The sequence below is a fragment of the Mycobacterium sp. EPa45 genome (assembly GCF_001021385.1).
Lineage (GTDB): Bacteria > Actinomycetota > Actinomycetes > Mycobacteriales > Mycobacteriaceae > Mycobacterium.
The window spans coordinates 895,590-920,192 of record NZ_CP011773.1; the positions used below are offsets into that span (position 1 = coordinate 895,590).

Annotated in this window: 27 protein-coding genes and 1 pseudogene; 17 read left to right on the forward strand and 11 right to left on the reverse strand. The window is 67.2% G+C overall.

The genetic code is table 11. The annotated features are described in order from the left end of the window. Positions 1-22: 22 nt before the first annotated feature. Positions 23-325, reverse strand: coding sequence for a DUF3349 domain-containing protein (locus AB431_RS04165; RefSeq protein ID WP_047328877.1), 303 nt, complete (start codon positions 323-325; stop codon positions 23-25). Between the two features lie 229 nt (positions 326-554). Here AB431_RS04165 and AB431_RS04170 point away from each other — a divergent pair, with 229 nt between their 5' ends. From AB431_RS04170 to AB431_RS04180, 3 genes are read left to right on the forward strand one after another with little or no spacing between them, the layout of a single operon-like run. Continuing rightward, complete coding sequence (locus tag AB431_RS04170) at positions 555-1,811, forward strand: inorganic phosphate transporter (RefSeq protein ID WP_047328878.1); 1,257 nt, start codon at positions 555-557, stop codon at positions 1,809-1,811. A gap of 28 nt (positions 1,812-1,839) precedes the next feature. Then, positions 1,840-2,124 (forward strand): hypothetical protein, encoded by a 285-nt coding sequence (locus AB431_RS04175; protein WP_047328879.1) that lies wholly within the window; start codon positions 1,840-1,842, stop codon positions 2,122-2,124. 7 nt (positions 2,125-2,131) lie between these two features. After that, the gene (locus AB431_RS04180) at positions 2,132-2,440 is read left to right on the forward strand and encodes a DUF3349 domain-containing protein (RefSeq protein WP_047328880.1); all 309 of its coding nucleotides are present in this window, start codon (positions 2,132-2,134) and stop codon (positions 2,438-2,440) included. Here the strand turns inward: AB431_RS04180 and AB431_RS04185 are convergent. The 5 genes from AB431_RS04185 to AB431_RS04205 form a co-directional block, all read right to left on the reverse strand. Next, entirely contained in the window at positions 2,437-2,823 is a 387-nt protein-coding gene (locus AB431_RS04185; RefSeq protein WP_047328881.1) for a VOC family protein, read from the reverse strand. The genes AB431_RS04180 and AB431_RS04185 overlap by 4 nt on opposite strands. A gap of 15 nt (positions 2,824-2,838) precedes the next feature. Next, positions 2,839-3,687 (reverse strand): SDR family oxidoreductase, encoded by an 849-nt coding sequence (locus AB431_RS04190; RefSeq protein WP_255353528.1) that lies wholly within the window; start codon positions 3,685-3,687, stop codon positions 2,839-2,841. Between the two features lie 70 nt (positions 3,688-3,757). Continuing rightward, entirely contained in the window at positions 3,758-4,819 is a 1,062-nt protein-coding gene (locus AB431_RS04195; protein ID WP_047328882.1) for a hypothetical protein, read from the reverse strand. Between the two features lie 152 nt (positions 4,820-4,971). Then, positions 4,972-5,874, reverse strand: coding sequence for a 1,4-dihydroxy-2-naphthoyl-CoA synthase (locus tag AB431_RS04200; RefSeq protein ID WP_047328883.1), 903 nt, complete (start codon positions 5,872-5,874; stop codon positions 4,972-4,974). After that, positions 5,871-6,350, reverse strand: coding sequence for a nitroreductase family deazaflavin-dependent oxidoreductase (locus AB431_RS04205; RefSeq protein WP_047328884.1), 480 nt, complete (start codon positions 6,348-6,350; stop codon positions 5,871-5,873). The genes AB431_RS04200 and AB431_RS04205 overlap by 4 nt, the downstream gene beginning before the upstream one ends. An 86-nt stretch (positions 6,351-6,436) precedes the next feature. Here AB431_RS04205 and AB431_RS04210 point away from each other — a divergent pair, with 86 nt between their 5' ends. Then, the gene (locus tag AB431_RS04210) at positions 6,437-6,697 is read left to right on the forward strand and encodes a hypothetical protein (RefSeq protein ID WP_047328885.1); all 261 of its coding nucleotides are present in this window, start codon (positions 6,437-6,439) and stop codon (positions 6,695-6,697) included. Here AB431_RS04210 and AB431_RS04215 read toward each other — a convergent pair. From AB431_RS04215 to fadD8, 3 genes are read right to left on the reverse strand one after another with little or no spacing between them, the layout of a single operon-like run. Then, entirely contained in the window at positions 6,687-7,376 is a 690-nt protein-coding gene (locus AB431_RS04215; RefSeq protein WP_047328886.1) for an HAD family hydrolase, read from the reverse strand. The genes AB431_RS04210 and AB431_RS04215 overlap by 11 nt on opposite strands. A 20-nt stretch (positions 7,377-7,396) precedes the next feature. Beyond that, a complete protein-coding gene (locus AB431_RS30965; RefSeq protein ID WP_200902691.1) occupies positions 7,397-7,927 on the reverse strand; it encodes a hypothetical protein in 531 nt (176 codons plus the stop codon). A gap of 22 nt (positions 7,928-7,949) precedes the next feature. Further along, on the reverse strand, positions 7,950-9,551 hold the full coding sequence (fadD8, locus tag AB431_RS04225; protein WP_047328887.1) for a fatty-acid--CoA ligase FadD8: 1,602 nt from the start codon (positions 9,549-9,551) through the stop codon (positions 7,950-7,952). A 47-nt stretch (positions 9,552-9,598) separates the two neighbouring features. On the opposite strand from fadD8, the gene AB431_RS04230 reads away from it, so the two are divergent. From AB431_RS04230 to AB431_RS30970, 4 genes are all read left to right on the forward strand, one after another. Continuing rightward, a complete protein-coding gene (locus tag AB431_RS04230; RefSeq protein WP_047328888.1) occupies positions 9,599-9,853 on the forward strand; it encodes a DUF3253 domain-containing protein in 255 nt (84 codons plus the stop codon). A 28-nt stretch (positions 9,854-9,881) separates the two neighbouring features. Further along, entirely contained in the window at positions 9,882-11,447 is a 1,566-nt protein-coding gene (locus AB431_RS04235) for a long-chain-fatty-acid--CoA ligase (RefSeq protein WP_047328889.1), read from the forward strand. After that, complete coding sequence (locus AB431_RS04240) at positions 11,447-12,400, forward strand: o-succinylbenzoate synthase (protein WP_047328890.1); 954 nt, start codon at positions 11,447-11,449, stop codon at positions 12,398-12,400. The genes AB431_RS04235 and AB431_RS04240 overlap by 1 nt, the downstream gene beginning before the upstream one ends. 135 nt (positions 12,401-12,535) lie before the next feature. Beyond that, positions 12,536-14,029 (forward strand): PGRS repeat-containing protein, encoded by a 1,494-nt coding sequence (locus AB431_RS30970; protein ID WP_200902692.1) that lies wholly within the window; start codon positions 12,536-12,538, stop codon positions 14,027-14,029. Between the two features lie 5 nt (positions 14,030-14,034). Here the strand turns inward: AB431_RS30970 and AB431_RS04255 are convergent, their stop codons facing one another. Beyond that, positions 14,035-14,592 (reverse strand): TetR family transcriptional regulator, encoded by a 558-nt coding sequence (locus AB431_RS04255; protein ID WP_047328891.1) that lies wholly within the window; start codon positions 14,590-14,592, stop codon positions 14,035-14,037. Between the two features lie 78 nt (positions 14,593-14,670). Between AB431_RS04255 and AB431_RS04260 the strand changes: the two genes are divergently transcribed. The 9 genes and pseudogenes from AB431_RS04260 to AB431_RS04300 all read left to right on the forward strand — a co-directional run bounded on the left by AB431_RS04260 (position 14,671) and on the right by AB431_RS04300 (position 23,962). Beyond that, on the forward strand, positions 14,671-15,570 hold the full coding sequence (locus AB431_RS04260; protein ID WP_047328892.1) for an SDR family oxidoreductase: 900 nt from the start codon (positions 14,671-14,673) through the stop codon (positions 15,568-15,570). A 9-nt stretch (positions 15,571-15,579) separates the two neighbouring features. After that, on the forward strand, positions 15,580-16,380 hold the full coding sequence (locus AB431_RS04265; protein WP_047328893.1) for a serine/threonine-protein kinase: 801 nt from the start codon (positions 15,580-15,582) through the stop codon (positions 16,378-16,380). A gap of 78 nt (positions 16,381-16,458) precedes the next feature. Continuing rightward, positions 16,459-17,958 (forward strand): annotated as a pseudogene (locus AB431_RS04270) (amino acid permease). A gap of 128 nt (positions 17,959-18,086) precedes the next feature. Beyond that, positions 18,087-19,232 carry an LLM class flavin-dependent oxidoreductase gene (locus tag AB431_RS04275; RefSeq protein ID WP_047328894.1) on the forward strand — a complete coding sequence of 382 codons (1,146 nt, stop codon included), beginning with the start codon at positions 18,087-18,089 and terminating at the stop codon, positions 19,230-19,232. A gap of 61 nt (positions 19,233-19,293) precedes the next feature. Beyond that, a complete protein-coding gene (locus AB431_RS04280; RefSeq protein WP_047328895.1) occupies positions 19,294-20,241 on the forward strand; it encodes a GlxA family transcriptional regulator in 948 nt (315 codons plus the stop codon). An 11-nt stretch (positions 20,242-20,252) separates the two neighbouring features. Continuing rightward, positions 20,253-20,996: a DJ-1/PfpI family protein gene (locus AB431_RS04285; RefSeq protein WP_047328896.1), complete on the forward strand. Its 744-nt coding sequence runs from the start codon at positions 20,253-20,255 to the stop codon at positions 20,994-20,996. Continuing rightward, a complete protein-coding gene (locus AB431_RS04290) occupies positions 20,993-21,781 on the forward strand; it encodes an alpha/beta fold hydrolase (protein ID WP_047328897.1) in 789 nt (262 codons plus the stop codon). Before AB431_RS04285 ends, AB431_RS04290 begins: the two co-directional genes overlap by 4 nt. A gap of 34 nt (positions 21,782-21,815) precedes the next feature. Continuing rightward, positions 21,816-23,441: a 2-succinyl-5-enolpyruvyl-6-hydroxy-3-cyclohexene-1-carboxylic-acid synthase gene (gene menD / locus AB431_RS04295; protein ID WP_047328898.1), complete on the forward strand. Its 1,626-nt coding sequence runs from the start codon at positions 21,816-21,818 to the stop codon at positions 23,439-23,441. After that, positions 23,441-23,962, forward strand: a complete 522-nt coding sequence (locus tag AB431_RS04300; protein ID WP_047333071.1) for a DUF3592 domain-containing protein — start codon at positions 23,441-23,443, stop codon at positions 23,960-23,962. The genes menD and AB431_RS04300 overlap by 1 nt, the downstream gene beginning before the upstream one ends. Here AB431_RS04300 and AB431_RS04305 read toward each other — a convergent pair. Beyond that, a complete protein-coding gene (locus tag AB431_RS04305; RefSeq protein ID WP_047328899.1) occupies positions 23,923-24,585 on the reverse strand; it encodes a thioredoxin domain-containing protein in 663 nt (220 codons plus the stop codon). The two genes, AB431_RS04300 and AB431_RS04305, sit on opposite strands and share 40 nt — an antisense overlap. Positions 24,586-24,603 lie beyond the last annotated feature (18 nt).

Genomic DNA, 24,603 nt, shown 5'->3' on the forward strand with positions numbered 1-24,603 from the left:
ATGGCGAGCGCTCGCAGAGTGGTTATTCGACGTCCTCACTGTCTCGCGGATCGTCCAGCGGCCAGCCGTAGGTGGCCAGCCTGTCATGGACCCGGTCGATGTCCTCCGGAGTGGGCAACGCGTCGGTGATCTCAGTGATCAGTACCCCGATGTCGATGTGGTCGAACGCCCCCCGCTCGAGCAGTGCGTTGGCCACCGCGATGACCTCCTCGTCGCTCAACCGCCGCCGCAGCAGGGCAAACAACGGCACCTGGTCGGGGTGCGGGACCCCGTCGGGGTAACCGGCTTTGATCCAGGCCACGATCTTGGTGATGAAGTTGGTCACCGCAGCATCTCCCTTGCGGGGGGCGTTAGGCGCCCGGTTGACTCGTGAGAATTCTAGTCGGCATCGATTTGCCGCGCCTCCGGTGTACCCCCGCTGTGTCGGCCCGGGGGAAGCACTGACGGCTGGTAGGTTAACTGTCGATGAACACCTGCGGGACGTTCGCAAATGCCCAGTTCGAGGACTTTTGGCAACTGGTCAAAGGACCCTCCGAACCACCAGAATCTCAGTCATGAGCACGGAGATGATCATCCTGGTGCTATTGATTGCCACCGCGTTGGCATTCGATTTCACCAACGGATTCCATGACACGGGCAACGCCATGGCGACGTCGATCGCCACGGGTGCGTTGAAGCCCAAGACTGCTGTGCTGCTCGCCGGAATCCTGAATCTGGTCGGCGCGTTCCTGTCCGTCGAGGTGGCGGTCACGGTGACGACGTCGGTCCTGAAGGTTCAGGACGCCAAGACCGGCCACCTGCTGTCCGGCATCGACGCGTCGATGGGATTGACCATCATCTTCGCCGGCCTGATCGGCGGCATTCTGTGGAACCTGCTGACCTGGCTGTTCGGCATTCCGTCGAGCTCCTCGCACGCGCTGTTCGGTGGCTTGATCGGCGCCGGGCTGGCTGCGCTGGGCAGCAGCGGCGTCAACTGGACCGGTGTCACCCAGAAGGTGCTGATCCCCGCCATCGCCGCACCGGTCATTGCGGGCCTCGTCGCCGCGGCAGGCACCTGGCTGGTGTACCGCATCACCCGCAAGGTGCTGGTGCGCCGGCGCGAAGAAGGCTTCCGCTGGGGTCAGATCGCAACCGCGTCGCTGGTCGCTCTCTCGCACGGCACCAACGACGCGCAGAAGACCATGGGTGTCATCGCCTTGGCCCTGATCACCACCGGTCACCTGACCGGCGACGTGAAGAAGGACGGCCTGCCGTTCTGGATCATCCTGAGCTGCGCGCTGGCCATCGGGCTGGGCACCTACATCGGCGGCTGGCGCGTCATCCGCACGCTCGGCAAGGGTCTCGTCGAGATCGAGTCGCCGCAGGGCCTCGCCGCCGAAGCCTCCTCGGCCGCAATCATTCTCAGCTCGTCCGCCGCCGGTATGGCGCTGTCCACCACCCACGTCGCCACCGGCTCCATCCTCGGTAGCGGCGTCGGCAAGCCCGGCGCCGAGGTGCGCTGGGCCGTGGCCGGACGGATGGCGGTGGCCTGGCTGGTCACCCTGCCGGCCGCCGCCCTCGTCGGTGCGCTGGCGTACTGGTTGTCCTACATCGTCAAGGACGTCAGTGGCTCGCAGCTGATGGGCGACGGCCTGATCTTCCTGGTCCTGGTTGGCTTGTCCTTCTACATGTGGTGGCGCGCCCAGCAGCAGAAGGTCGACCACAGCAACGTCAACGCGGATTGGGACACGTCGACCAACTCCGTGGTGCCCGCGGAGGTTCGGGCAGCCACGAAGGATGCGAAGACGGCTGAGCCCACGGCCTCAGTCTGATCACCGCGACAAGCAATAAGGACACGTGATGACGTACTTCGAAGCCATCTTCAAGGTTCTGGTGGTCGGGCTGATCCTCGGCGCGGGCCTGCCTGCACTGTTCGCGACCGGCATGCTGGCGTACTCGTTCGGCGCCGGCGGCGAGGAAGCCGACCATGCGATCCACAAGCCCAACCCGGCGCTCAAGGCCCTGGGCATCCTGCTGTTCCTCTTCGTCGCGCTGGTGATCCTGACGGCCGTCGCCTGGATCACCCGGGCCACGATCATCCACCACTTCGGTGTCGACCTGTTCCCGATGCTGCCCAAGAAGTGAGATTGCGATGACCATCCAACAGCAACCCGCATTCCTCGAGAACGTTCTCGGCTGGCTGCACAAGGGCTACCCCGAGGGCGTGCCGCCCACGGACTATTACCCACTACTGGCCTTGCTGAAGAGGTCGCTGTCGGAAGACGAGGTCGTTCAGGCGGCCCAATCGATTTTGCGCGCAGCCGATTTCGACACCCCGGTGCGGGAGGAGCAGATCCGCGACGCCATCCGCGAGGTCACCGCGAAGGACCCCAGTCCCGATGAGCTGAACCAGGTTGCGGCACGGCTGGCTTCGGTGGGCTGGCCGCTCGAATCCCACTAGCCTCGCGTATCGCGGCGCAGCGGGTGATCCTCGGGGACCTGCACGAAAATCAATGTGATCCCGTCGGGATCGTTGACGTGCATTTCGTGTAACCCCCACGGTTCGCGCCTGGCCTCCCGCGCGATCTCGACTCCGCGGCCCGACAGCTCGTCCTGGGTGGCGTAGAGATCGCGCACCTGCAGCCACAGCGACGCGGGGAACGGGCCGCCGAGGCTCGGGGGTGCGCCGTGACCCGCCAGCTCGATCAACGACTGGCCGGCATAGAACACCGTGCCGCCGCTGTATTCGCGGGCGATGGCCAAGCCGAGCGCGTCGCGGTAGAAATCCACCGACCGTTCGTAATCCGCCGGGCGGAGCAGCATCCGACTCGCGAGGATCTCCATGCCGTCGTGTCTACCTCAGTTCGGCTGTAGGCGCTGACGCTTCATGGCCCGGTTCATCGCACCGGGCGCGACGACGTCGAGCGCGCGGGCGGTGACGGCCATGCGGGGGGCGATGCGCACCGGGCGGTGCCGGGCCGCCTCGATCATCCATTCGCCGGCCTCCTCGGGGGTCAGCGCGGGCAGCCCGTCGTATTCCTTGGTAGGGGCGATCATCGCGGTGGCCACCAACGGGTAGTAGAGCGTCGTGGAATGCACGCCCCGACTGGACCATTCGGTCTCGATGACGCGACTGACCGCGCTGAGCGCAGACTTCGATGCGTTGTACACGCCGAACAGCGGCGAGGCTTCGCTGAACACACCCCAGGTCGCGACGTTGATGATGTGCCCGTCGCGGCGCTCCATCATCCCGGGTGCCAGCCCGCGGATGAGGCGCAGCGGGGAGAAGTAGTTCAGCATCATCGTGCGTTCGACGTCGTGCCAACGGTCGAGCGATTCGGCCAGCGGCCGCCGGATCGACCGGCCGGCGTTGTTCACCAGGATGTCGACCGCGCCCACGTCCTGCGCCAGCGCGTCCACGGCGTCGAGGTCGGACAGGTCGCAGGGCATTGCGGTCGCGCAGCCTCCGGCGTCGGTGATGCGGTCGACGACCTCGGCGAGTAGGTCTTCGCGCCGCGCGACCACGATGACGTCGCACCCCTCGGCGGCGAACAGCTCAGCGCCGGCGGCCCCGATTCCGGAGGAGGCGCCGGTGATGAGCACTCGCTTGCCACGCAGGTCGATGGTGATCCCGGTCGGCAGGCTCAGTGGCGGCCGCATGCCGGTCAGGGCGATGGCCTCGGTCAGTTTGCGGCGCAGGGGATTCACGGCTGCTGAGTCTATGTCCGCCAGACTTGGGCGCGGTTACCGGCGCTGTCCGGGGTTGCCGCGCCGAAGATCAGGCAGCCAGTGGTGCGCTGGCCGCCTCGGCAAGCACCGCGGTCGTGGTCTCGTAGCTGTCCGCCTGCCATGCCCGCATGAACACCTTCAGCGGCACGGCCACGCCGCCCCTGTCCATGCCGCTGTCATTGATGTACACGGTGTGGGTTGTCGCGTTGACGGCGATCACCGAGATCTCGTGGTCTGCTGCTTCGGCGACGGCACCGGGCGGCGGGGTTGCGTTGACGTACTTCCAGATCGCGTCTGCTTTCACGCCGACCATGATCGCCTTACCGGATTGGAGCGCCGCTTCCAGATCGTGCAGGGCCTTGGCGCCCTGTGTCTTCCGGTAGTCGTCTTTCGTGGTCGCGTCGATACCGTTGAGCCGCAACAGCTCTTCGGCGTCTCCGATCGCAACGCGGTCTTCGGTGTTGAGGCCCAGGTACATCTTCCTGGTGGGGTCGACGACACTCTGGGTGCTCGTTGCCTGGTCGGCGATCTGCTGTTCGGACGGCATCGTGCCCTTGAGTTGGCCGATCACCGAGGCCGTCGCCATCAGCACGCAGTTCTCGGCGCTTTGAGTCGCCCAGTACTTGGCGTTGTCCAGGTTTCCGTAGATCTTCTGCGGCGCAGGCTTGCCGCTCAGCACGCGGGTCAGACCGGCGATGTCGCGCTTGATCTCGGTCTCGGCGCGCTGTTCCAGGGCGACGAGGTCTCGGCGGGCGTTCTGCACCGCGCCTTCCACCGCCTGCTGCACCTCGACCGGTGTGGGTAGATGCGGCGCCGCGGGCGTGGCATTGGCGGTGGCCAACGATGTCGAGACGCTGGCCGGCACCGCGCTGATCGGCGACGAGTTCTGTGCCGCAGCAGGTTTGGCCGTGCGCAACGCCGACCGCGTGGTGGCGTGGTCGCGGCCCGACGAGGCGGCGTGCGACGAATTGGCCGAGCCGGCCCCGGAGTGGCCGGTATCGCCGGGCGCGGCCGATGCGACGCCGCCGTCGCAGCCCAGTGCGATCAGGAATCCGACGCCTACCCCGAACGCGAGCGTTCCGGCCTGGCCGATACGACGTGCTGATGCCACCAAAGCCCCCTTGACCCGACGCGCGGCCGCGCGTAACTCACGTGATGGTAGCTACGACTGCCTTCCTCTGGGCGTGAAACGCACTGGGTGTTCGCCTGATCGTGGTGCTGGTAAGTATTTGCTCTGAGCGCGGCAGGGTGAACGGGAGAATCTCAGAAGTACCGGGGGAACGGACTCCAGTCGGGATCGCGCTTCTCCAGGAACGCATCCCGGCCCTCGACGGCCTCGTCGGTCATGTAGGCCAGCCGAGTGGCTTCGCCGGCGAACAATTGCTGGCCCACGAGCCCGTCGTCGAGCAGATTGAAGGCGAACTTCAGCATGCGTTGGGCCTGAGGTGATTTGCCGTTGATCTCCTTGGCCCATTGCACGCCCACGTTCTCGAGCTCAGCGTGGTCGACCACCTCGTTGACCGCACCCATGTGGTGCATCTGCTCGGCGGTGTAGGGCCGGCCCAAGAAGAAGATCTCGCGGGCGAACTTCTGCCCGACCTGACGCGCCAGATACGCGCTGCCGTAACCCCCGTCGAAACTGCCGACGTCGGCGTCGGTCTGCTTGAACCGGGCGTGCTCGCGACTGGCCAGCGTCAGGTCGCACACAACGTGCAGGCTGTGCCCACCGCCGGCTGCCCAGCCGTTGACCAAGCAGATGACCACCTTCGGCATGAACCGGATCAGCCGCTGCACTTCGAGGATGTGCAGTCGTCCGGCGCGCGCCGCATCGACGGTGTCGGCGGTTTCGCCGGCCGCGTACTGGTACCCGCTGCGACCGCGGATGCGTTGGTCGCCGCCCGAGCAGAACGCCCAGCCGCCGTCCTTGGCCGAGGGGCCGTTGCCGGTCAGCAAGACCACACCGACATCGGGGGACATGCGGGCGTGGTCCAGTGCGCGGTACAGCTCGTCGACGGTGTGCGGACGAAATGCGTTGCGCACCTCGGGCCGGTTGAATGCGACCCGCACCGTGCCGTCGGCGATGTGCCGGTGATAGGTGATGTCGGTCAGATCCTCGAAGCCGTCGACGGCTTGCCACTGCGACGGGTCAAACGGATTGTCAGTCAAGGGTTTTGAACTCCATCATTCGGGGGATCGAATCGGAAGACCGCGCACCGGCCGGCGAGCGCCTCGAACTCTTCGGGCTTGCCGTCGGTGACCAGCCCGGCGTTCTTCATGAAGCTGACACCGGTCGGAACCAGGATCGGGAATGCGCGCAGCAGTGGCCGCGCCTCCTCGGCCGGCAGCTCCACCATGCGGACTGTTTGACGGCGTCGGCCCTTGGTCAGGGTGACGACGCCGGCGGCGCGGGCGTTGCGCACCCAGTCGGCGCCGGGGAAACCACCGACCACGTAGCGCTTGCCGTCCACGGTGAACGGGGTGATCGGCGTCGACCGTGGCTTGCCTGATCTTCGGCCGGGCACTGTCAGCACCTCCGGCGATTCGCCGCCAAAGTTGGCCAGGCTCAGACGCATCGCCGCCATGAAGATCTTGTTCATCGGCTTGAGCCACCACGGCGGCCTGATGCGCTCGGAGTCGGCCATGTCCAAAAGGTACGCCAACCGATTTCAGGCCGACCGGAGGGCCGATAGTGCTGTAACACCCGCCCCAACAGGCGCGATCGAAACATATGTCACATTTGACGAGCGCGTCAGCGTCGGACAGCGGTCAGGCGGAGCACTTCCGGTGCATTCTTGCCGAGCGCCGAGCCGAACTCGACGCGCGCTTGGCCGAAGATGCGCAACGGCTTGCGGCCCGGCGCCGGGCCGGCAGCACCTGCGGGGTCAAGTCGATCCGCCATCGCATGCGTAAGTTGGAGCGACAACTCAACGAGGTGGACCGGATGCTGAGCGGACTCGATGCGCTGGCGGGCCGAACGGTCAACAGGTGATGCCGCGGGCGCGCAGCGCGTCGACGAGCCCGGTCGGGCGTTCGGCGACCGGCAGCGGGTCGACGAGGATGAAGTCGCAGCCGAGGTGACGCGCGGCGCCGTCGTTCTCCTCGCTGTCGCCGACCATCACCGCGTCCTGAGCCACGACCTCGAGACGCTGCAGCGCGATCTCGAAGATCCGCGGATCGGGTTTGACCGCACCGACTTCGAAGGACAACACGAATTCATCGGCGTCGGCCCCGGCGGCGCGGAACGCCGGCCGGATGTCGAAGGCGATATTGGAGACGATGCCGGTGCGCAAGCCGCTCGCGCTGAGCGATCGCAGCACCTCGAGGGTATCGGGATAGGGCACCCACGACGCCGGGTCGACAGTGCGCTGATAGAGCGACTCGGCGTGCTCGTCGGGCAGGCCCGTCTGCCGCAGCGCGTGCAGGTACGCCTCCCGATGCAGTGCGGGGGTGAGGTCGCGGTTGATCCAGGTTTGGTAGGCGTCCTCGTTCATCGTCACCGATCGGCCGGTGGGATGCGTCAAGCGTTCCATCAGCTCGGCCTGCACGTGCTCGTCGACGTGGCGACGGCCGTCGGCGTCAATCAGTTCCATTCCGGTGAACCAGCTGTCGTCCTCCTCGAGACGAAACAGGGTGCCGGAGAAGTCGAACAACACGGCGCGCAAGGGCATGGCCCCATCGTTGCACTGCGCTACGGGGTACTGCCCTTGATGGCCGGTACCTCGGAGTTCGTCGGGTGGTGAGCGGGATGCACGCCCGGGTAGAGGGTGGGCCCGCGGTAATACGCCAGGAGTAGACCGACCGCGAAAATCGTGGCGATCAGCGCGATCTGGACTGCGATCACCACCGGACGTGGGGGAGTCGGCATCTTGATCTTGCTGCGGATCTTCGGGGCGATCCGTTCCGCACGCGGCATCACCGGTTGCTCTTTGCCGCGCAAGAACTGCATCACCACATCGGTGGCCCGATTGTGCTGTTCGCGGTCCACATAGAGCTGCACGCCGGTTGCGGGTGCGCCTCGTCGTCCGCTCGGACTCGCTACGTAGGCGCCGACATCGGCATCGTGCAAGAGGTCAAGAAGCGGTTGTGCGTCAGCGGGTTCGAGGTCGGCGAGGATCACCCAGGTGTCGGCCCAGATTTCGTTGTCCCGGCCGCCGGGTGGCAGCCAGAACATCACGTCGCGCTCTTTGAGGTACTCGAGCGGGACGACCCGAGACAGCATCACTCAAGTATGCGCCGCACACCTAGCCGATGGCTCTGGATGAGCCTTCCCAGAACTGTGCGCGGACGGCTTTCTTGTCCGGTTTGCCCAGTGCGGTCACCGGCACCGAGTCGACGACGATCACCTGCTTGGGTGCCTGCACCGACCCCTTACGGTCCTTGACCGCGGCCTGGATTTCACCGGTCAGCTTCGCCACCGCGTCGTCGTCGCTGGGGTGGTCGGGCCGCAGCACGATCACCGCGGTGACGGCCTCGCCCCACTTCTCGTCGGGCGTGCCGATCACGCACACCTGCGCGACCGCGGGATGCTCGGCGACGACGTCTTCGACTTCGCGCGGGAACACGTTGAATCCGCCGGTGACGATCATGTCCTTGACCCGGTCGACGATGAACCAGTAGCCGTCCTCGTCCTCACGCGCCATGTCGCCGGTGTGCAGCCAGCCGTCCTTGAACGTCTTGGCCGTCTCCTCCGGAAGGTTGTGGTACCCGCCGGACAGCAGTGGCCCGGATACGCAGATCTCTCCGACTTCGCCTTGGGGCACCTCGTTGCCGTCGGCATCCAGCAATGCGGTGCGGGCGAACAGCGTGGGCCGCCCGCATGAGGTCAGCCGCTTCTCGTCGTGGTCCTTCTTGCCGAGATAGGAGATCACCATCGGCGCCTCGGACTGGCCGTAGTACTGCGCGAAGATCGGGCCGAAGCGACGGATGGCCTCGGCGAGGCGCACCGGGTTCATCGCCGAGGCGCCGTAGTAGACCGTTTCCAGCGACGACAGGTCGCGGGTGTGCGAATCCGGATGGTCCATCAGCGCGTAGATCATCGACGGCACCAACATCGTCGCGGTGATCTTCTGCTCCTCGATCACCCGCAGCACCTCGGCCGGGTCGAACTTGGTCAGCACGACCAGCTCGCCGCCCTTGACGACGGTCGGCACGAAGAACGCGGCGCCGGCGTGCGACAGCGGCGTGCACATCAGGAACCGCGGATTCTCCGGCCACTCCCACTCGGCGAGCTGAACGGTCGTCATCGTGGTGATCGACTGCGCGGTGCCCAGCACGCCCTTCGGCTTGCCGGTGGTGCCGCCGGTGTAGGCCATGCCGCCGACGTGATCGGGCGGCAGGTCGGCCGCCACCAACGGCTTCGGCGAGTACTTGGCGGCCTCGGCGATCAGGTCCACCGCCGAATCGCCCAGCGCGTCAGGGACCGGGCCCAGGGTCAGCACCTGCTTGAGGGCGGGCACCTTCTCCAGCAGGCCCTGCGCCCGCTCGATGAACATCGGATTGGGGTCGATGATCAGCGACGTCACGCCCGCGTCGTTGAGCACATAGGCGTGGTCGTCGAGCGAGCCGAGAGGGTGTAGTGCCACGCGCCGATAACCCTGGGTCTGCCCGGCTCCGATGATCATCAGTACCTCGGGACGATTCAGCGACAGCAGCCCCGCCGTTGCGCCGGAGCCCGCGCCGAGCGCTTCGAAGGCCTGAATGTACTGGCTGATGCGGTCCGCCAGCTCCCCCCCGGTCAGAGTGGTGTCACCCAGGTGCAGCACCGGCTTGTTCTTGTTGCGCTTCAGCGCGCCGACGGTCAGGTGGCCAGAATGGAGGGGATGGCGCAGCAGGTGCTCACTCATGGGAACCACATTAGAACGTGTTCCAGTTCGGAAGAAAGGGCGTCCTCATGACCGAGATCAGCGATCGGCTGCGCGCCGCGATCCTGAGGATGTCCAGCGAGCGCGCGCCGCGCACGATCTGTCCGTCCGACGCCGCACGTGCCGTGGCGCCCCACGACTGGCGTGAGCTGATGGACACGACGCGCGACCTCGCCCGCGAACTGGCGCGCACCGGCGACGTGGTGATCACGCAGAAGGGTGAAGTGCTCAACCCGGACGGGGAGTGGCGCGGGCCCATCAGGATCCGACGAGCCGACTCCTGATTTTCGCCGACATGGCAATCTGGCCGGTATGCAACCACCCGAACCACGCTTTCTTGACGACCGGCCGGCGTACTGGGCGCAGCACAAGTCCGACGGTGAGGCCATCAGTTACCTCGGCCGCAGCTGGACCTGGGCGCAGTGGGACGACCGGATCCGCCGGCTGGCCGGCGCCCTGGTGGATCGCGGCATCGGCCGCGGTGACGTGGTGGCGTTCCTGGACAAGAACCATCCGGCGTGTGTGGAGCTGACGCTGGCGGCGGCGTCGATCGGCGCGGCCACCGCCGTCATCAACTTCCGGCTCGCCGCCGACGAGATGGACTACGTCCTCAACGACTGCGGCGCCAAGCTGCTGATCGTCGGAACCGAGCTCATGGATGCCGTCACCAGGATTCGGGACAAGCTCGTCCACGTTTCGGAGGTCATCGAGGTCACGCCGGACGGTGCGGACGGTGACGAGTACGAAGATCTGCTGGCCGCGGCGACCCCTGTTGCGCACGCCGCCGACGTCGAGCCGGATGACCCCGTGTTGATCATGTACTCCTCGGGCACCACGGGCCGACCCAAGGGGGTGACACTGTCGCACCGGAACGTGTTGGCGCACACCATCAATGCCGGCACCTTCGAGTTCGACGACGACGACAAGAATCTGGTTGCGATGCCGCTGTTCCATGTCGGCGGGTCGGCATACGTGCAGTACGGCATTCACGCGGGCATCCCGACGATCATGACGCGCGACGTCGACGGTGCTTCGTTGGCCGGTGCGATTCTCGCCGGTGCCAACCGCACATTCCTGGTGCCGGCCGTGCTGGGCAAGGTGCTGGAGTCCGGCGACGACGCGGTCAAGCTGTTCAGCTCGCTGCGGACGTTCGTGTACGGCGCGTCACCGATGCCGCCGGCGCTGCTGAAGTCGGCGCTGAAGGCGTGGCCCGATACCGATTTCATCCAGGTTTACGGCCTGACCGAGGTATGCGGCGCGATCACTCAGCTCTCGCCGGAGGTGCACCGCGACGACTCCCGCCCGGACCGACTGGTCAGCGCAGGCCAGCCGGCCCGCGAAGTGGAGGTGCGGGTGGTGGACACCGACACCCTCGCCGAGGTACCGGTCGGCCAGCCCGGCGAATTATGGTTCCGCACACCGCAGTTGATGATCGGCTATCACAACAAGCCGGAGGCCACCGCTTCGGCGATCACCGACGACGGGTGGTTTCGCACCGGTGACATCGGGCGCGTCGACGAAGACGGGTTCGTGTTCGTCGAGGACCGGCTCAAGGACATGATCATCTCCGGCGGCGAGAACATCTACTCCGTCGAGGTCGAGCGGGTACTCACCGACCATCCGGCCGTGCTCGACGCCGCGGTGTTCGGCATCCCGGACGAGAAGTGGGGCGAGTCGGTCAAGGCGGTCGTCGAATTGTCGCTTGGCGGACAGACTTCCGAGGAGGAACTCATCGCGTGGTGCCGCGAGCGGCTGGCGCACTACAAGTGTCCGCGCAGCGTGGAGATCTCCGAGGCGCTGCCGCGTAATCCCACCGGGAAGCTGCTCAAGCGCGACCTGCGCACGCCGTACTGGGAGAACCGCGGCCGCGCGATCTGATGGCGACCGCGCTGGACGACCTGCTGGAGCGGCTGCACGTTCTCGCGCTGCCGATGCGGGTCCGCTTCCGCGGCATCATGGTTCGCGAGGTGGCTCTGATCGAAGGGCCGACCGGCTGGGGAGAGTTCGGCGCGTTCGTCGAGTACGAGCCGCCCGAGGCCGCGCACTGGCTGGCATCCGGCATCGAATCCGCTTATGGCTCATGGCCGTCCGCGGTGCGCGACGTGGTGCCGATCAACGCGACGGTGCCTGCGGTGCCTGCTGAACAGGTGCCCGAGGTGCTGGCGCGTTTTCCCGGGACGCGCACGGCCAAGGTGAAGGTCGCCGAGCCGGGTCAGGCCCTGGCCGATGATGTCGCCCGGGTCAACGCCGTGCGTGCGGCGATCCCCACGGTGCGCGTGGACGCCAACGGCGGGTGGACGGTCGAGCAGGCGGTGGCCGCCGCGGCCGCGCTGACTGCCGACGGTCCGCTGGAATACCTTGAGCAGCCGTGTAAGACGGTGCCGGAGCTGGCTGAGGTGCGCCGTCGGGTGGACGTCGCGGTGGCCGCCGACGAAAGTATCCGCAAGGCCGCCGACCCGCTGGCCGTGGTACGCGCACGGGCGGCCGACATCGCCGTGCTGAAGGTGCCGCCACTCGGGGGTGTGCGCGCGCTGCTGGACATCGCCGCCGACATCGACATCCCGGTAGTGATCTCCAGCGCGCTCGACACCGCGGTCGGCATCGCGGCCGGACTGGCCGCGGCGGCCGCGCTGCCGCGGTTGGAGCATGCCTGCGGACTCGGCACCGGCGGACTGTTCGTCGAGGACGTCGCCGAGATCACGCCCGTCGACGGTGGTCTGCCCGTCGGCGACGTCGTGCCCGACCCGGCGCGTCTGGCCGCACTCGCTGCACCGGCCGACCGCCGCGACTGGTGGATCGACCGCGTCCGAGCCTGCTTCCCCCTGCTGTAGCCCCCTTCGCCCAAACCGACGAGTCGCAGAACAATCGCGAGTAAACCTCTGCGCAACGTCGATCTCGGCGCCTCTTAACGCGGCTGACCCAAGACAGCGAAAGCCCGCGCCGCCAGTGCTCGTCCTGGCAAAATCATGTCCGTTCGCCATTCGAACAGCGCTGCGCATCGCAGGGAGAATGTCATGACGAAGTCAGCTCTTGTCGGAGTGGTCGCCGCGTTGGCCGGAGCCTGGGGAGTCATCGGGGCTTCGCCCGCGGTGGCGACGCCGTCGACGACGTGCAGCGGCATCTTCTGTGAGCTTGTCGGGGGCAAAGCCGCTGCAGGGACTCCCACCGCTTCGGCCAGTGCAAAGCTGACCCTTTTCGAAAATTCGTGCGGGCTTGTCTGCGATGGGGCCGCGGGGACGGCGTCGCATCCCGATGGCCAGAACGGCGGCCTGCTGTTCGGCAATGGCGGCGCCGGCTGGTCGAGCACGACTGCCGGAGTCGCCGGCGGAAACGGCGGCAGTGCCGGGTGGTTCGGCAATGGCGGCAAGGGTGGGGATGGCGGAGCGGGCGCTAACGGTGGCAAAGGTGGTGCGGCCGGACTGATCGGGAACGGAGGCGACGGCGGAGCCGGGGGCACCGGCACCGCGGGCGCCGGCGGCGTCAACCCGACACAGCAAGTCAGCTCGGTCGCGGCCAACGGGTCGAATGGTGCAAATGTGAGCACATCGGGCTTCGCGACGGGCGGCACCGGCAAGGACGGGTCCGCGGGCACCGCCACCGGGCAGGCCGGTGGAACGGGCGGAAACGGCGGAACGGCGTCGGGAACCGTCGTCGTCACCGGTGGCTATGGGGGTAACGGCGGAAACGGCGGTGATCGGGCGCCCGGTGGGGACGGCGGAGCCGGCGGCGACAGTTCCGGTACCGCGTTTTTCAGCCTCGGCGGCAACGGGGGCAATGGGGGCAATGGCGGACCCGGCGGCACCGGCGGCCTGGGTGGTCATGGCGGATTCGCCAACAACGCCGGCGGCGCCGGCGGGAACGGCGGCAACGGCGGCATCGGTGCGCGCGGCGGCGATGGCGGTTACGGCGGACCGGTCCAGTCGACGTCGAGCAGTAGCAACACCGGTGGCACCGGCGGCAACGGAGGTACGGGCGGCGACGGCGCGCCCGGGTTGGCCGGTGGGGCCGGGGGATCCGGCGGTGACGGCGGCCGAGGCGGGCTGTTGTCAGGCAACGGCGGCGTCGGGGGTGCTGGTGGTCACGGCGGCGTCGGCGGTGCAGGTGCAACCGGGGCAACCGGAGGATCTGGTGGCCTGGGCGGCCAGGCCGTCGGCGGGACCGGTGGAAACGGCGGTGCGGGCGGTGCCGGCGGCAGCGGGGGCGCCGGTGGTGCCGGTGGCCCTGGCGGATCGGGTGGCGCCGGTGGAGCTGCTGGACCGTTCGGCACAGCAGGAAGCGGCGGCGCCGCCGGCCCGGGCGGAGCCGGCGGGCCCGGCGGCAACGGGGGCATCGGTGGGCACGGAGGCAGCGGTAACCAAGGAAGCACGGTCAGCGGACGAAGCGGATCCAATGGCGCGAACGGGGCCACTGGCGCCACGGGGTCGACCGGATCTGACGGCAAGGCTGGCCGGCACGGCTGATTGGATCAGCCCGATGTGGCGGCCTTGAGGTCCGCGATCCCGGCGCGCACGAAGTGCGCCAAATCGTGCCTGTCATCGGCCAGCCACTGCTCGAAGGCGAGTTGGAACACCGCCGCGCCGGCCTCGGCCGTGAGCCGGGCAGTCGTCTCAGCGACACCGCGGCTCACCAGGCCGTCGGCCATCGCAGCGGCCAGGGCGAAACGTTTGGTCAGCTCGCGCTCCTGCAGCGCCGGGTTGGCGTCGATCACCGCCTGTCGCGCCCGTGCCCCTCGCCGGTCGCCGAAGATCGCGGCCGCCTCCTGCAACGCCGCGCTGATCGCATCCAGCGGAGTGGCCGAATCAGGTGCTTCTGCAACACCTTTCGTCAACTGCTCGAGTAGGTGACGCTGCCCGCCGAAGAGCACCTCACGTTTGTCGGCGAAGTAACGGAAGAAGGTGCGTTCGGTCAGCCCCGCCCGCTCGGCGATCTCGGCGACCGTCGTCTGATCGAATCCGCGCTCGGTGTACAGCGCCATGGCCGCCTGTTGCAGGCGGCCCTGCGCATCCGGCTCCCAGCGGCCCATGCGGGAATTTTAGCGGGATGACAGTTGCTGACATCAGCTCTACGGCTCGATGACAGCGACTGACATGGAGGTTCCTCGATGAAGATTTTCGTAACTGGTGCGTCCGGCTGGGTTGGCTCGGCGGTGGTGCCCGAGCTGCTCGCAGCCGGCCATCACGTGCTGGGCCTGGCTCGCTCCGAAAAGTCCGCCGAGAAGCTCGCCGCCGCCGGCGCAGACGTCCATCGCGGCGACCTGAACGATCTGGACAGTCTGCGCAGCGGCGCGCACGACGCGGACGGCGTCATTCACCTCGCCTTCCACCACGACTTCGACAACTTCACCAACGCTGGCGAGCTCGACCGCAGCGCGATCACCGCCCTCGGTGAGACGCTCGCCGGTTCTGGCCGGCCCCTGGTCGTCACCAGCGGAACCGCCGGACATGCGCCTGGCCAGATCCTCACCGAGGACCAGCCCGCCAACCCGCAGTCGCCGCGCGTCTCCGAGTCCGCCGCGCTGGCCTTTGCTGACCGCGATGTGCGCGTGTCTATCGTGCGACTGGCGCCGACGGTGCACGGCAACGGCGACTACGGGTTCATCCCCGTGCTGATCGACGTGGCCCGCGCCAAAGGTGTCTCGGCTTTTCCGGGAGACGGCGCCAATAGGTGGTCGGCGGTACACCGCGACGATGCCGCGGTGCTCTTCCGGCTCGCCGTCGAGTCCGCGGAGGCCGGGACCATTCTGCATGCGGTCGGCGAGCAAGCGGTCCCCACCCGCGACATCGCCGAGAACTTCGGCCGTCACCTCGGTGTGCCGGTCACCAGCGTCGCGCCGGAGGCCGCAGTTGAGCACTTCGGTTGGATCGGAGCGTTTTTCGGTATCGACATGCCGGCCTCCAGCGTCATCACCCAACGGCGCTTCGGCTGGCAGCCGACCAACGTCGGGCTACTCGAAGACCTCGATCAAGGTCACTACTTCGCCGCCGAAGTCAGCCGTCGATAGGCTTGGCGTGTGCTGCGTCCCGGTGATCCGTTCGCTGACTATGTCATCGAACGGACGCTGGGCCGCGGCGGTAATGCAGTGGTGTACCTCGCCCACCGGCAATCCGAACCCAGCGTGGCATTGAAGATCCTCGCCGACGACCATCGTGACCCAGCGTCGATCGCACGCCTGCAACGCGAATTCGATATCGCCCGAACCCTGGATCACCCACGTATCGCCGCGATGTTCGACCACGGAACCACATGGCTGGCCATGCAGTACGTCGACGGCGGCAATGCCACCGCATTGACATCGGTCACCGCCAAGCTGATGGCGCTCGCACAGGTCGCCGATGCGCTCGACTACGCCCACACCAAAGGTGTCGTGCATTGTGACGTCAAACCCTCAAACATTCTCGTCGCCAACGACTTCGCGCATGGCGGTGCTGTCCTCATCGATTTCGGTGTCGCACACGTCGCGGGAGAGCCGCCCCCTCCGATCGCCGCGCGGCCGTCCCATGTACAAGCCTCTCTGCCCTATGCCGCCCCGGAGCTTCTGACCGGTAGCGTGCCGTCCCCGGCGACCGACGAGTATGAATTAGCGTGTACTGCAGTCGAATTGCTCACCGGATCGCCGCCATTCACAGCTGCCACCCCGACGGGCCTGGTCGACCGGCATCTGCGCCATCCGCCGCCGCGGGTCTCACATCAGATCGTGTGGGTGCCGCGCGCGTTCGACTCCATTCTCGCCAAGGCGATGGCGAAACGGCCCGAAGCCCGGTACCAGACGTGCGTGGAGTTCGTCCGGCTGATAGCCCGAACTCTCACGTGACACCCGGGAAATGTTGCGTTACAGAGGTTTAACGCCAGGTGCGTTTCGGGCAACTGGATGGCTGGATATACCCGCTCAATGGCAGCGCCAACCACATACGACAATTCCGCGTTGGCCCACGAAGAAGAGGGCTATCACAAGGGGCTCAAACCCCGGCAGTTGCAGATGATCGCCATCGGGGGAGCGATCGGCACCGGTCTGTTCATGGGTGCCGGGGGACGGTTGCACACCGCGGGCCCAGGATTGTTCCTCGTCTACGCGGTCTGCGGCGTGTTCGTCTTCTTCATCCTGCGAGCACTCGGGGAGCTCGTCCTGCACCGCCCGTCGTCGGGATCCTTCGTGTCCTATGCCCGCGAATTCCTGGGCGAGAAGGCGGCTTACGTGGCCGGGTGGATGTACTTCTTCAACTGGGCCTGCACGTCGATCGTCGACGTGACCGCGATCGCGCTCTACATGCACTACTGGGGCGCCTTCAAGGCGATCCCGCAGTGGACCATCGCGCTCATCGCCTTGGTCATCGTGCTGACCGTCAACATGATCTCGGTGAAGGTATTCGGCGAGATGGAGTTCTGGGCCGCGCTCATCAAGGTGATCGCACTCGTCACATTCCTGGTGGTGGGCATCGTGTTCCTCGCGGGTCGCTTCACCGTCGAGGGCGCCACCACCGGGCCCTCGGTCATCGCCGATCACGGCGGCATCCTCCCCACCGGTCTCCTGTCGTTGGTCGTCATCACATCTGGTGTCATATTCGCCTATGCCGCAGTCGAATTGGTCGGCACTGCGGCGGGAGAGACAGAGAATCCAGCCAAGGTCATGCCCAAGGCCATCAACTCTGTGGTGTTCCGCATCGCGGTGTTCTACGTCGGCTCGCTGATCCTGTTGGCACTTCTGCTGCCGTACACCACCTACAAGCAGGGGGAGAGCCCGTTCGTCACGTTCTTCTCCCGCATCGGCGTTCCCGCCGCGGGCACGATCATGAACTTCGTGGTGCTGACGGCGGCGCTGTCCAGCCTCAACGCCGGCCTGTATTCGACCGGCCGGATCCTGCGGTCGATGGCGATGAATGGCAGCGCTCCGCAACTCACCGGGCGCATGTCCAAACGCGGCGTGCCTTTCGCCGGCATCGCGCTCACCGCGTGCTTCACCGTGCTCGGCGTATTCCTCAACCTCGTGGTGCCTGCCGAGGCGTTCAACATTGCGCTGGACCTCTCGGCGTTGGGCATCATCGCGTCGTGGGCAACGATCGTCATCTGCCAGATCCAGCTGTATCGCTGGTCGCAGAAAGGCATCCTCGCGCGGCCGGCGTTCCGGTTGTGGGGAACGCCCTACACCAGCTACGCCACCCTGGCCTTCCTTGCGGTCGTCACGGGGCTGATGTGTTAGGAGAACTACTGGAATCTGGTGGCTATCGTCGCGTTGGTTCCGCTGCTGACGATCGGCTGGTACGCGGTTCGCGGCCGGGTACTGGAGATGGCGCGTGAGCGGATCGGCTACACCGGCGATTACCCCATCTCCGCGGAGACTCCGCTGATGGACGAGTACCTGCGGGAGGATCGCGAGGATCAGAAGCCCGGCTGACCAGGGCCCGCCCAGGCTGTAGTTGCCGACACCGCTACTCGCATTTCGTGACGGCACCTACAGCCTCGGCAGGATTTAAGTAGGCCACTACGCTAGCCATCCGCAGTGACCGCCCTGAGGCTGAAGCAATGTCAACGCTTCGCGTCGGAATGATGGATCCCATTGTGGCGGCACGCCCGTCGATCGATTTCCTCACCAGAGCCAACTACGCAGCCGCAGCCGCCGCCCGGGTGGACTCCTTCTGGGTGCCCGATCACCTGAATTCGCTGTTTCCGCGGTCGCTGTGGAACAACCCGAAGTACTGCGGCGGAGCTCGTCTGCTGCCCCGCGGCGATGCGTATCTGGAGCCGTGGACCATGCTCGGCAACATCGCTGCGCGCAACCACGCACGGCTGCGCCTGGGCATCGGGGTCACCGACACCGGCCGACGCAATCCAGCGGTCACCGCCCAAGCGGCGGCAACGCTGCAGCTGCTGACCCGGGGCCGCGCGATCCTGGGAATCGGCACCGGTGAACGGGAGGGCAACCAACCGTACGGCGTCGAGTGGTCCAAGCCGGTGGCCCGATTCGAAGAAGCGATGGCGACCATCCGTGCACTGTGGAATTCGAAGGGAGAGTTGGTGAATCGCGACTCGCCCTACTTCCCGCTGCGGAATGCGCTCTTCGACCTTCCGCCGTACAAGGGCAAGTGGCCCGAGATCTGGATCGCCGCACACGGTCCGCGGATGTTGCGAGCCGTAGGCCGTTACGCCGATGGGTTCTATCCGGCTTTTCCGCACACTCCCCAGGAGTACGCGCAGCGGCTCGAAGCCGTGCGCACCGCGGCCTCCGACGCGGGACGTGACCCGATGTCGATCAAGCCGGCGATCTGGTTGATGACGCTGGCCGCGCGAAACCAGGAGGACCTCGACGAGGCGCTCGACTCCGAGGTGATCCGGGCCGCCGCACTCAACGCGCCCGATGACTTTTTCGCGCGGCACGGCGCTCAGCATCCACTCGGCATCGGCTTCACCGGGGCGCAGGACATCCTCCCGCAGGACATGGACGAGCAGACCGCGCTGTCGCATGTGAAAGCGATCCCCACCGACGTGGTGCGCGACTGCTTACTGTGCGGGACGCCGGACGAGATCGTCGACCGGGCTGCTCAGTGGCGCGATTGCGGCGTCGAGTACGTCGTGCTGGCGAACGTGGGTCCACTGCAGCGCAGCCTGCGCAAGGGCGCAGCGTCGATGCTGCCGTTGATGCAGGCCGTGCGACGCCTCAAGAAGCTGTGATGTCCTGATTTGTGGGGTCCATGGCCTAGACGCCATCGAGGCAAGCCTCGACACTGAACCCATGGCGCGATCGGTGGTGATCCTCGGCTTTCCCGGCGTGCAGGCGCTGGACTTGGTCGGGCCGCACGACGTGTTCACCGGCGCCGCGCTGCTCACCGAGGGCGGCTACCGGGTGACGGTGGCTTCGCGCGACGGCCGGCCGGTGACCACCAACACGAGTCTGGCCTTCGTCGCCGAGGCGATGCCCGACCCGCAGGACATCGATACGTTGGTCCTGCCCGGTGGTGCGGGTGTCGACGACGCCCGACGTGATCCCGCGACCATGGCGTGGATTCGCAGGGCCGCCGCCAACTCGCGCCGCGTCGTCAGCGTCTGCACCGGGTCGTTCCTGGCTGCCCAGGCGGGACTGCTCGACGGCTGCCGCGCCACGACGCACTGGGCGTTCGCCGACCGGATGGCCCGCGAGTTTCCCGACGTGACCGTCGACCGCGAGCCGATCTTCCTGCGCAGCTCGGCCACCGTCTGGACGGCGGCCGGGGTGACGTCCGGCATCGACCTGTCGCTTGCGCTGGTCGAGGACGATTACGGCACCGAGGTCGCCCAGACCGTCGCGCGCTACCTCGTGCTCTATCTGCGCCGGCCCGGCGGCCAAACCCAGTTCGCCGCCCCGGTGTGGATGCCGCGAGCGCGCCGACAACCGATTCGCGACGTCCAAGAGGCGATCGAAGCCGAACCCGGTGCCGCCCATAGCATTACCGACCTCGCCCGTCGCGCGGCGATGAGCCCGCGACACTTCACCCGGGTGTTCACCGACGAGGTCGGCGAGGCGCCCGGCGCCTACGTCGAGCGGGTTCGCACCGAAGCCGCCCGCCGTCAGCTCGAGGAAACCGACGACACCGTCGTCACCATCGCTGCGCGGTGTGGTTTCGGAACGTCGGAAACCATGCGCCGCAACTTCATTCGCCGGATCGGCATCTCGCCCGATCAATACCGCAAGACGTTCGTCTAAAGGAGAGTCCCATGCAGATCGCCATCGTCCTCTATCCCGGGTTCACCGCCCTGGACTTCATCGGCCCCTACGAGGTGCTGCGCTGGCTGCCAGACGCCGAGGTTCGCTTCGTGTGGCACGAACCCGGTCCGATCACCGCGGACTCCGGCGTGCTTGTCGTCGGCGCCACCCACTCATTCGACGAAACACCCTCTCCCGACGTCATTCTCGTGCCCGGCGGCATGACGACCATGGAACACGCCCGCGACGAGAAGCTGCTCGACTGGGTCCGCCGGGCACACGAGACCTCGACGTGGACGACGTCGGTGTGCTCGGGGTCGGTGATTCTGGCGGCCGCCGGATTGTTGAAGGGCAAGCGGGCGACGTCGCACTGGGCGGCGCTCACCGCGCTCAAGACGCTCGGGGTGACGCCGGTCAAGGATGAGCGGGTGGTCCACGAAGGTGACATCGTCACCAGCGCGGGTGTCTCGGCCGGCATCGATCTCGCGCTGTGGCTGGCCGGCGAGATCGGTGGCGAGGAGCGCGCCAAAGCGATCCAGCTGTCGATGGAATACGACCCGCAACCGCCGTTCGACTCCGGGCACATGTCGAAGGCCTCGGCGTCCACGAAAGCCACCGCGACCGCGCTGATGGCCAGAGAGATCGCCAACCCGACCCAGCTCAAGGCCATGACGTCGCTGCTGTGGACCGGCGCTATCGACGCGGCGCGGTCCCGGGCCAGGCGGAAACGGGGTCGCGTAGCCTCTGCCAGGTGATCAACCTGGCCTACGAGGAGAACGGTTCCGGCGATCCGGTGCTGTTCATCGCCGGCACCGGGGGCGCCGGCCGCACCTGGCACATCCATCAGATCCCGCAGTTCGTGGCGGCGGGTTACCGCTGCATCACGTTCGACAACCGGGGAATCGGGGCCACCGAGAACGCCGGCGGTTTCGGCACCGAGCAGATGGTCGCTGACACCGCCGAACTCATCGAGCAGGTCGTCGGCGGGCCCACCCGGATCGTGGCCATGTCGATGGGCGCCTACATCGCCCAGGAGTTGATGCTGGTCCGCCCCGAGCTGATCAGCCAGGCCGTGCTGATGGGAACCCGTGGACGGCTGGATCGCATCCGGAAATCCTTCCGCGCCGCCGACGTCGAGCTGAACAAGGCCGAGATCCAGGTCCCGGCTGCCTACGCCGCGAAAGTGCGTGTGCTGGAGAACTTCTCACCCAAGACCATCAACGACGAGAAGGCCATCGGGGACTGGATGGAGATGTTCACCGCATTCCCGATCAAGCGCACCCCGGGTCTGCGTGCCCAGCTCGAGGTATACCCCCACGAGAACCGGCTGCCCGCTTACCGTTCCATTACCAATGAGGTGCTGGTGATCGGGTTCGCCGACGACCTGCTGACCCCGGCGGCGCTCGGCCGCGAGGTGGCCGACGCCCTGCCCAACGGCCGGTACGTGCAGATCGGGCACACCGGCCACCTCGGATTCCTGGAGCGCCCGGAGACCGTCAACAACGCGATGCTGGACTTCTTCGCCGGCACGCTGGTGTGACCTACGCCGGATCGACGTGTGACACGCTGTAGTAATGAACCCATCGACGGCTCAGGCGCGCGTCGTCGTCGACGAATTGATCCGCGGCGGCGTCCGCGACGTCGTGCTGTGTCCGGGTTCGCGTAACGCCCCATTGGCCTTCGCACTGGCCGACGCCGACCGGGCCGGCCGGCTGCGCCTGCACGTCCGCATCGACGAGCGCACCGCCGGCTTCCTGGCGATCGGGCTGGCGGTGGCCGAACGCGCGCCGGTGTGCGTGGCGATGACATCGGGCACCGCGGTGGCCAACATGGGACCCGCGGTCGTCGAGGCCAACTACGCACGGGTGCCGCTGATCGTGCTCTCGGCCAACCGGCCCTACGAGCTGCTGGGCACCGGCGCCAACCAGACCTTCGAGCAACTCGGCTACTTCGGCACGCAGGTCCGCGCCGCGATCAGTCTGGGTCTGGCCGAGGAGTCGGCAAACAAGCTCGACTCGCTCAACGCGCAGTGGCGCTCGGCGACCTGCCGGGTACTGGCCGCCGCGACCGGCGCCCGCACCGCCAACGCCGGCCCGGTGCAGTTCGATATCCCGCTGCGCGAGCCGCTCGTGCCGGACGCCGAGGCCGCCGCGGCGGACATCCCGCCCGGCCGGCCGGACGGCAAGCCGTGGACATACACCCCGCCGGTGGCGTTCGACCAGCCGCTGGAGATCGACCTCACCCCCGACACCGTGGTGATCGCCGGGCACGGCGCCGGTGTCCATCCGAATCTGGCCGCGCTGCCGACGGTCGCCGAGCCGACGGCCCCGCCCGCCGCCAACCCGCTGCACCCGTTGGCGCTCCCGCTGCTCAAACCCCGCCAGGTGATCATGCTGGGCCGCCCGACGCTGCACCGGCCGGTGTCGACGCTGCTGGCCGACCCGTCGGTGCCGGTCTACGCGTTGACCACCGGGCCGCGCTGGCCGGACGTCTCGGGTAACTCCGCGGCCACTGGCACGCGCGCTGAGACCACCGGTACGCCGGACCCGGCGTGGCTGCAGCGCTGCGCGGAGGTCAACGCGCACACGATGGACGCCGTGCGCCAGCAGCTGGCCGCCCACCCGTTGACGACCGGCCTGCACGTCGCGGCCGCCGTCGCCGATGCGATGCGCCCGGGGGACCAGCTGGTCCTCGGCGCCTCCAACCCGGTCCGCGACGCGGCCCTCGTCGGGCTGAATACCGAGGGCATCAAGGTCCGCTCCAACCGTGGGGTGGCCGGTATCGACGGCACCGTGTCGACGATCATCGGCGCCGCGTTGGCGCACACGGGCCGGACCATCGGTCTGATCGGGGACCTGACGTTCGTCCACGACAGCTCGGGCCTGTTGATCGGCCCCACCGAGCCGACGCCGAAGAACCTGACGATCGTGGTGTCCAACGACAACGGTGGCGGCATCTTCGAACTCCTCGAGCAGGGCGACCCACGGTTCTCCGACGTGTCGTCGCGGATTTTCGGCACCCCGCACGACGTCGACGTCGGCGCGCTGTGCCGGGCGTATCACATCGATGCCCGCCAGATCGAGGTCGACGAGCTCAGCGGTGCGCTCGCCGAGACGCATGAGGGCATGCGGGTGCTGGAGGTCAAGGCCGACCGCTCGTCGCTGCGGCAACTGCACGCCGCGATCCGAGCGGCACTGTGATCGCCCGCCTGCTGACCCTGCTGACAGCCGCCCTGCCCCGGCGCGATCCTGATGTCGCCGACACGACACGGCGAAAAGTGTTGCGCTGGACCAAGTGCGCCGTATGGATCATCATCGGACTGGTCACCTTGCAGTCGCTTCTGCTGGTGGCCGGGGCCTGGCGCAATGATCGTCAGATCGAACGCAACATGGGCGTCGCACAGGCAGAGGTGTTGTCCGCCGGCCCCCGCCGCTCGACGATCGAGTTCGTCACCCCGGACCGCGTCACCTACCGCCCCGAGCTCGGTGTGCTTTATCCGTCGGAGCTGGCCGAGGGGATGCGGATCTACGTCGAGTACGACCGGAACAACCCGGATCTCGTTCGGGTGCAACACCGCACCGCTGCACTCGCCATCATCCCGGCAGGGTCGATCGCGGTGGTGGCGTGGCTCATCGGGGGGCTGGTGCTGACCGGGCTGGTTCTGGCGGAGCGCCGGGTGACTCAGGTCGACATCAGCTTGGACAACCAGTTGTTGTCGTAGATGTCGATCTTCTCGTTGGTGTTCAAGTCGAATACCGTTGGGGTGCCGGAGTTGACCGGGTCGATCTCGTAGAGATACTCGAAGTTGGTGTCGGCCATCTGCTGGACGTCCAGTGCGGGTTTGGCCGCCCGCATCGCATCGACCGCTGAGGCGGGAATACCGCTTTCTCGTGCCATGTCGGCGATCTGGGCGTCGCTGGGCCCCTTGCCGTGTGAATCCTGGTGGCCCCAAAGGTCTTCGACGAACGCCTGAAATGTCTTGGCGGACGTGTTCGGGCCGACCGCCAGGAACAGGGCGTTGCTCACCCGGTCGGAATAACCGCCCGGCTGGTCATCGAGAAACGTCAGCGGACGGTAGGTCACGACCAGCTGGCCGAGGTTCATGTACCGGGCCATCTGATCACCGAAATCCTTCTGCAGGTCCGCACAGTGGTTGCATTGCGGTTCGGTGTACAGCTCGATGTGAACCCGCGCACTGGGGTCGCCCGCCACGATGCCGAAACCGTCCTTGCTCAACGCCGTCCCCGGCCCGTGCGGATCAACCTGTGCCACACCGGTTATTTCCCTGCTGCAACCTGTGACCAGCACCACCAGCGCGACCACCAGCACAGACCAGAACCGCATGCTCGCACGGTACCGCGT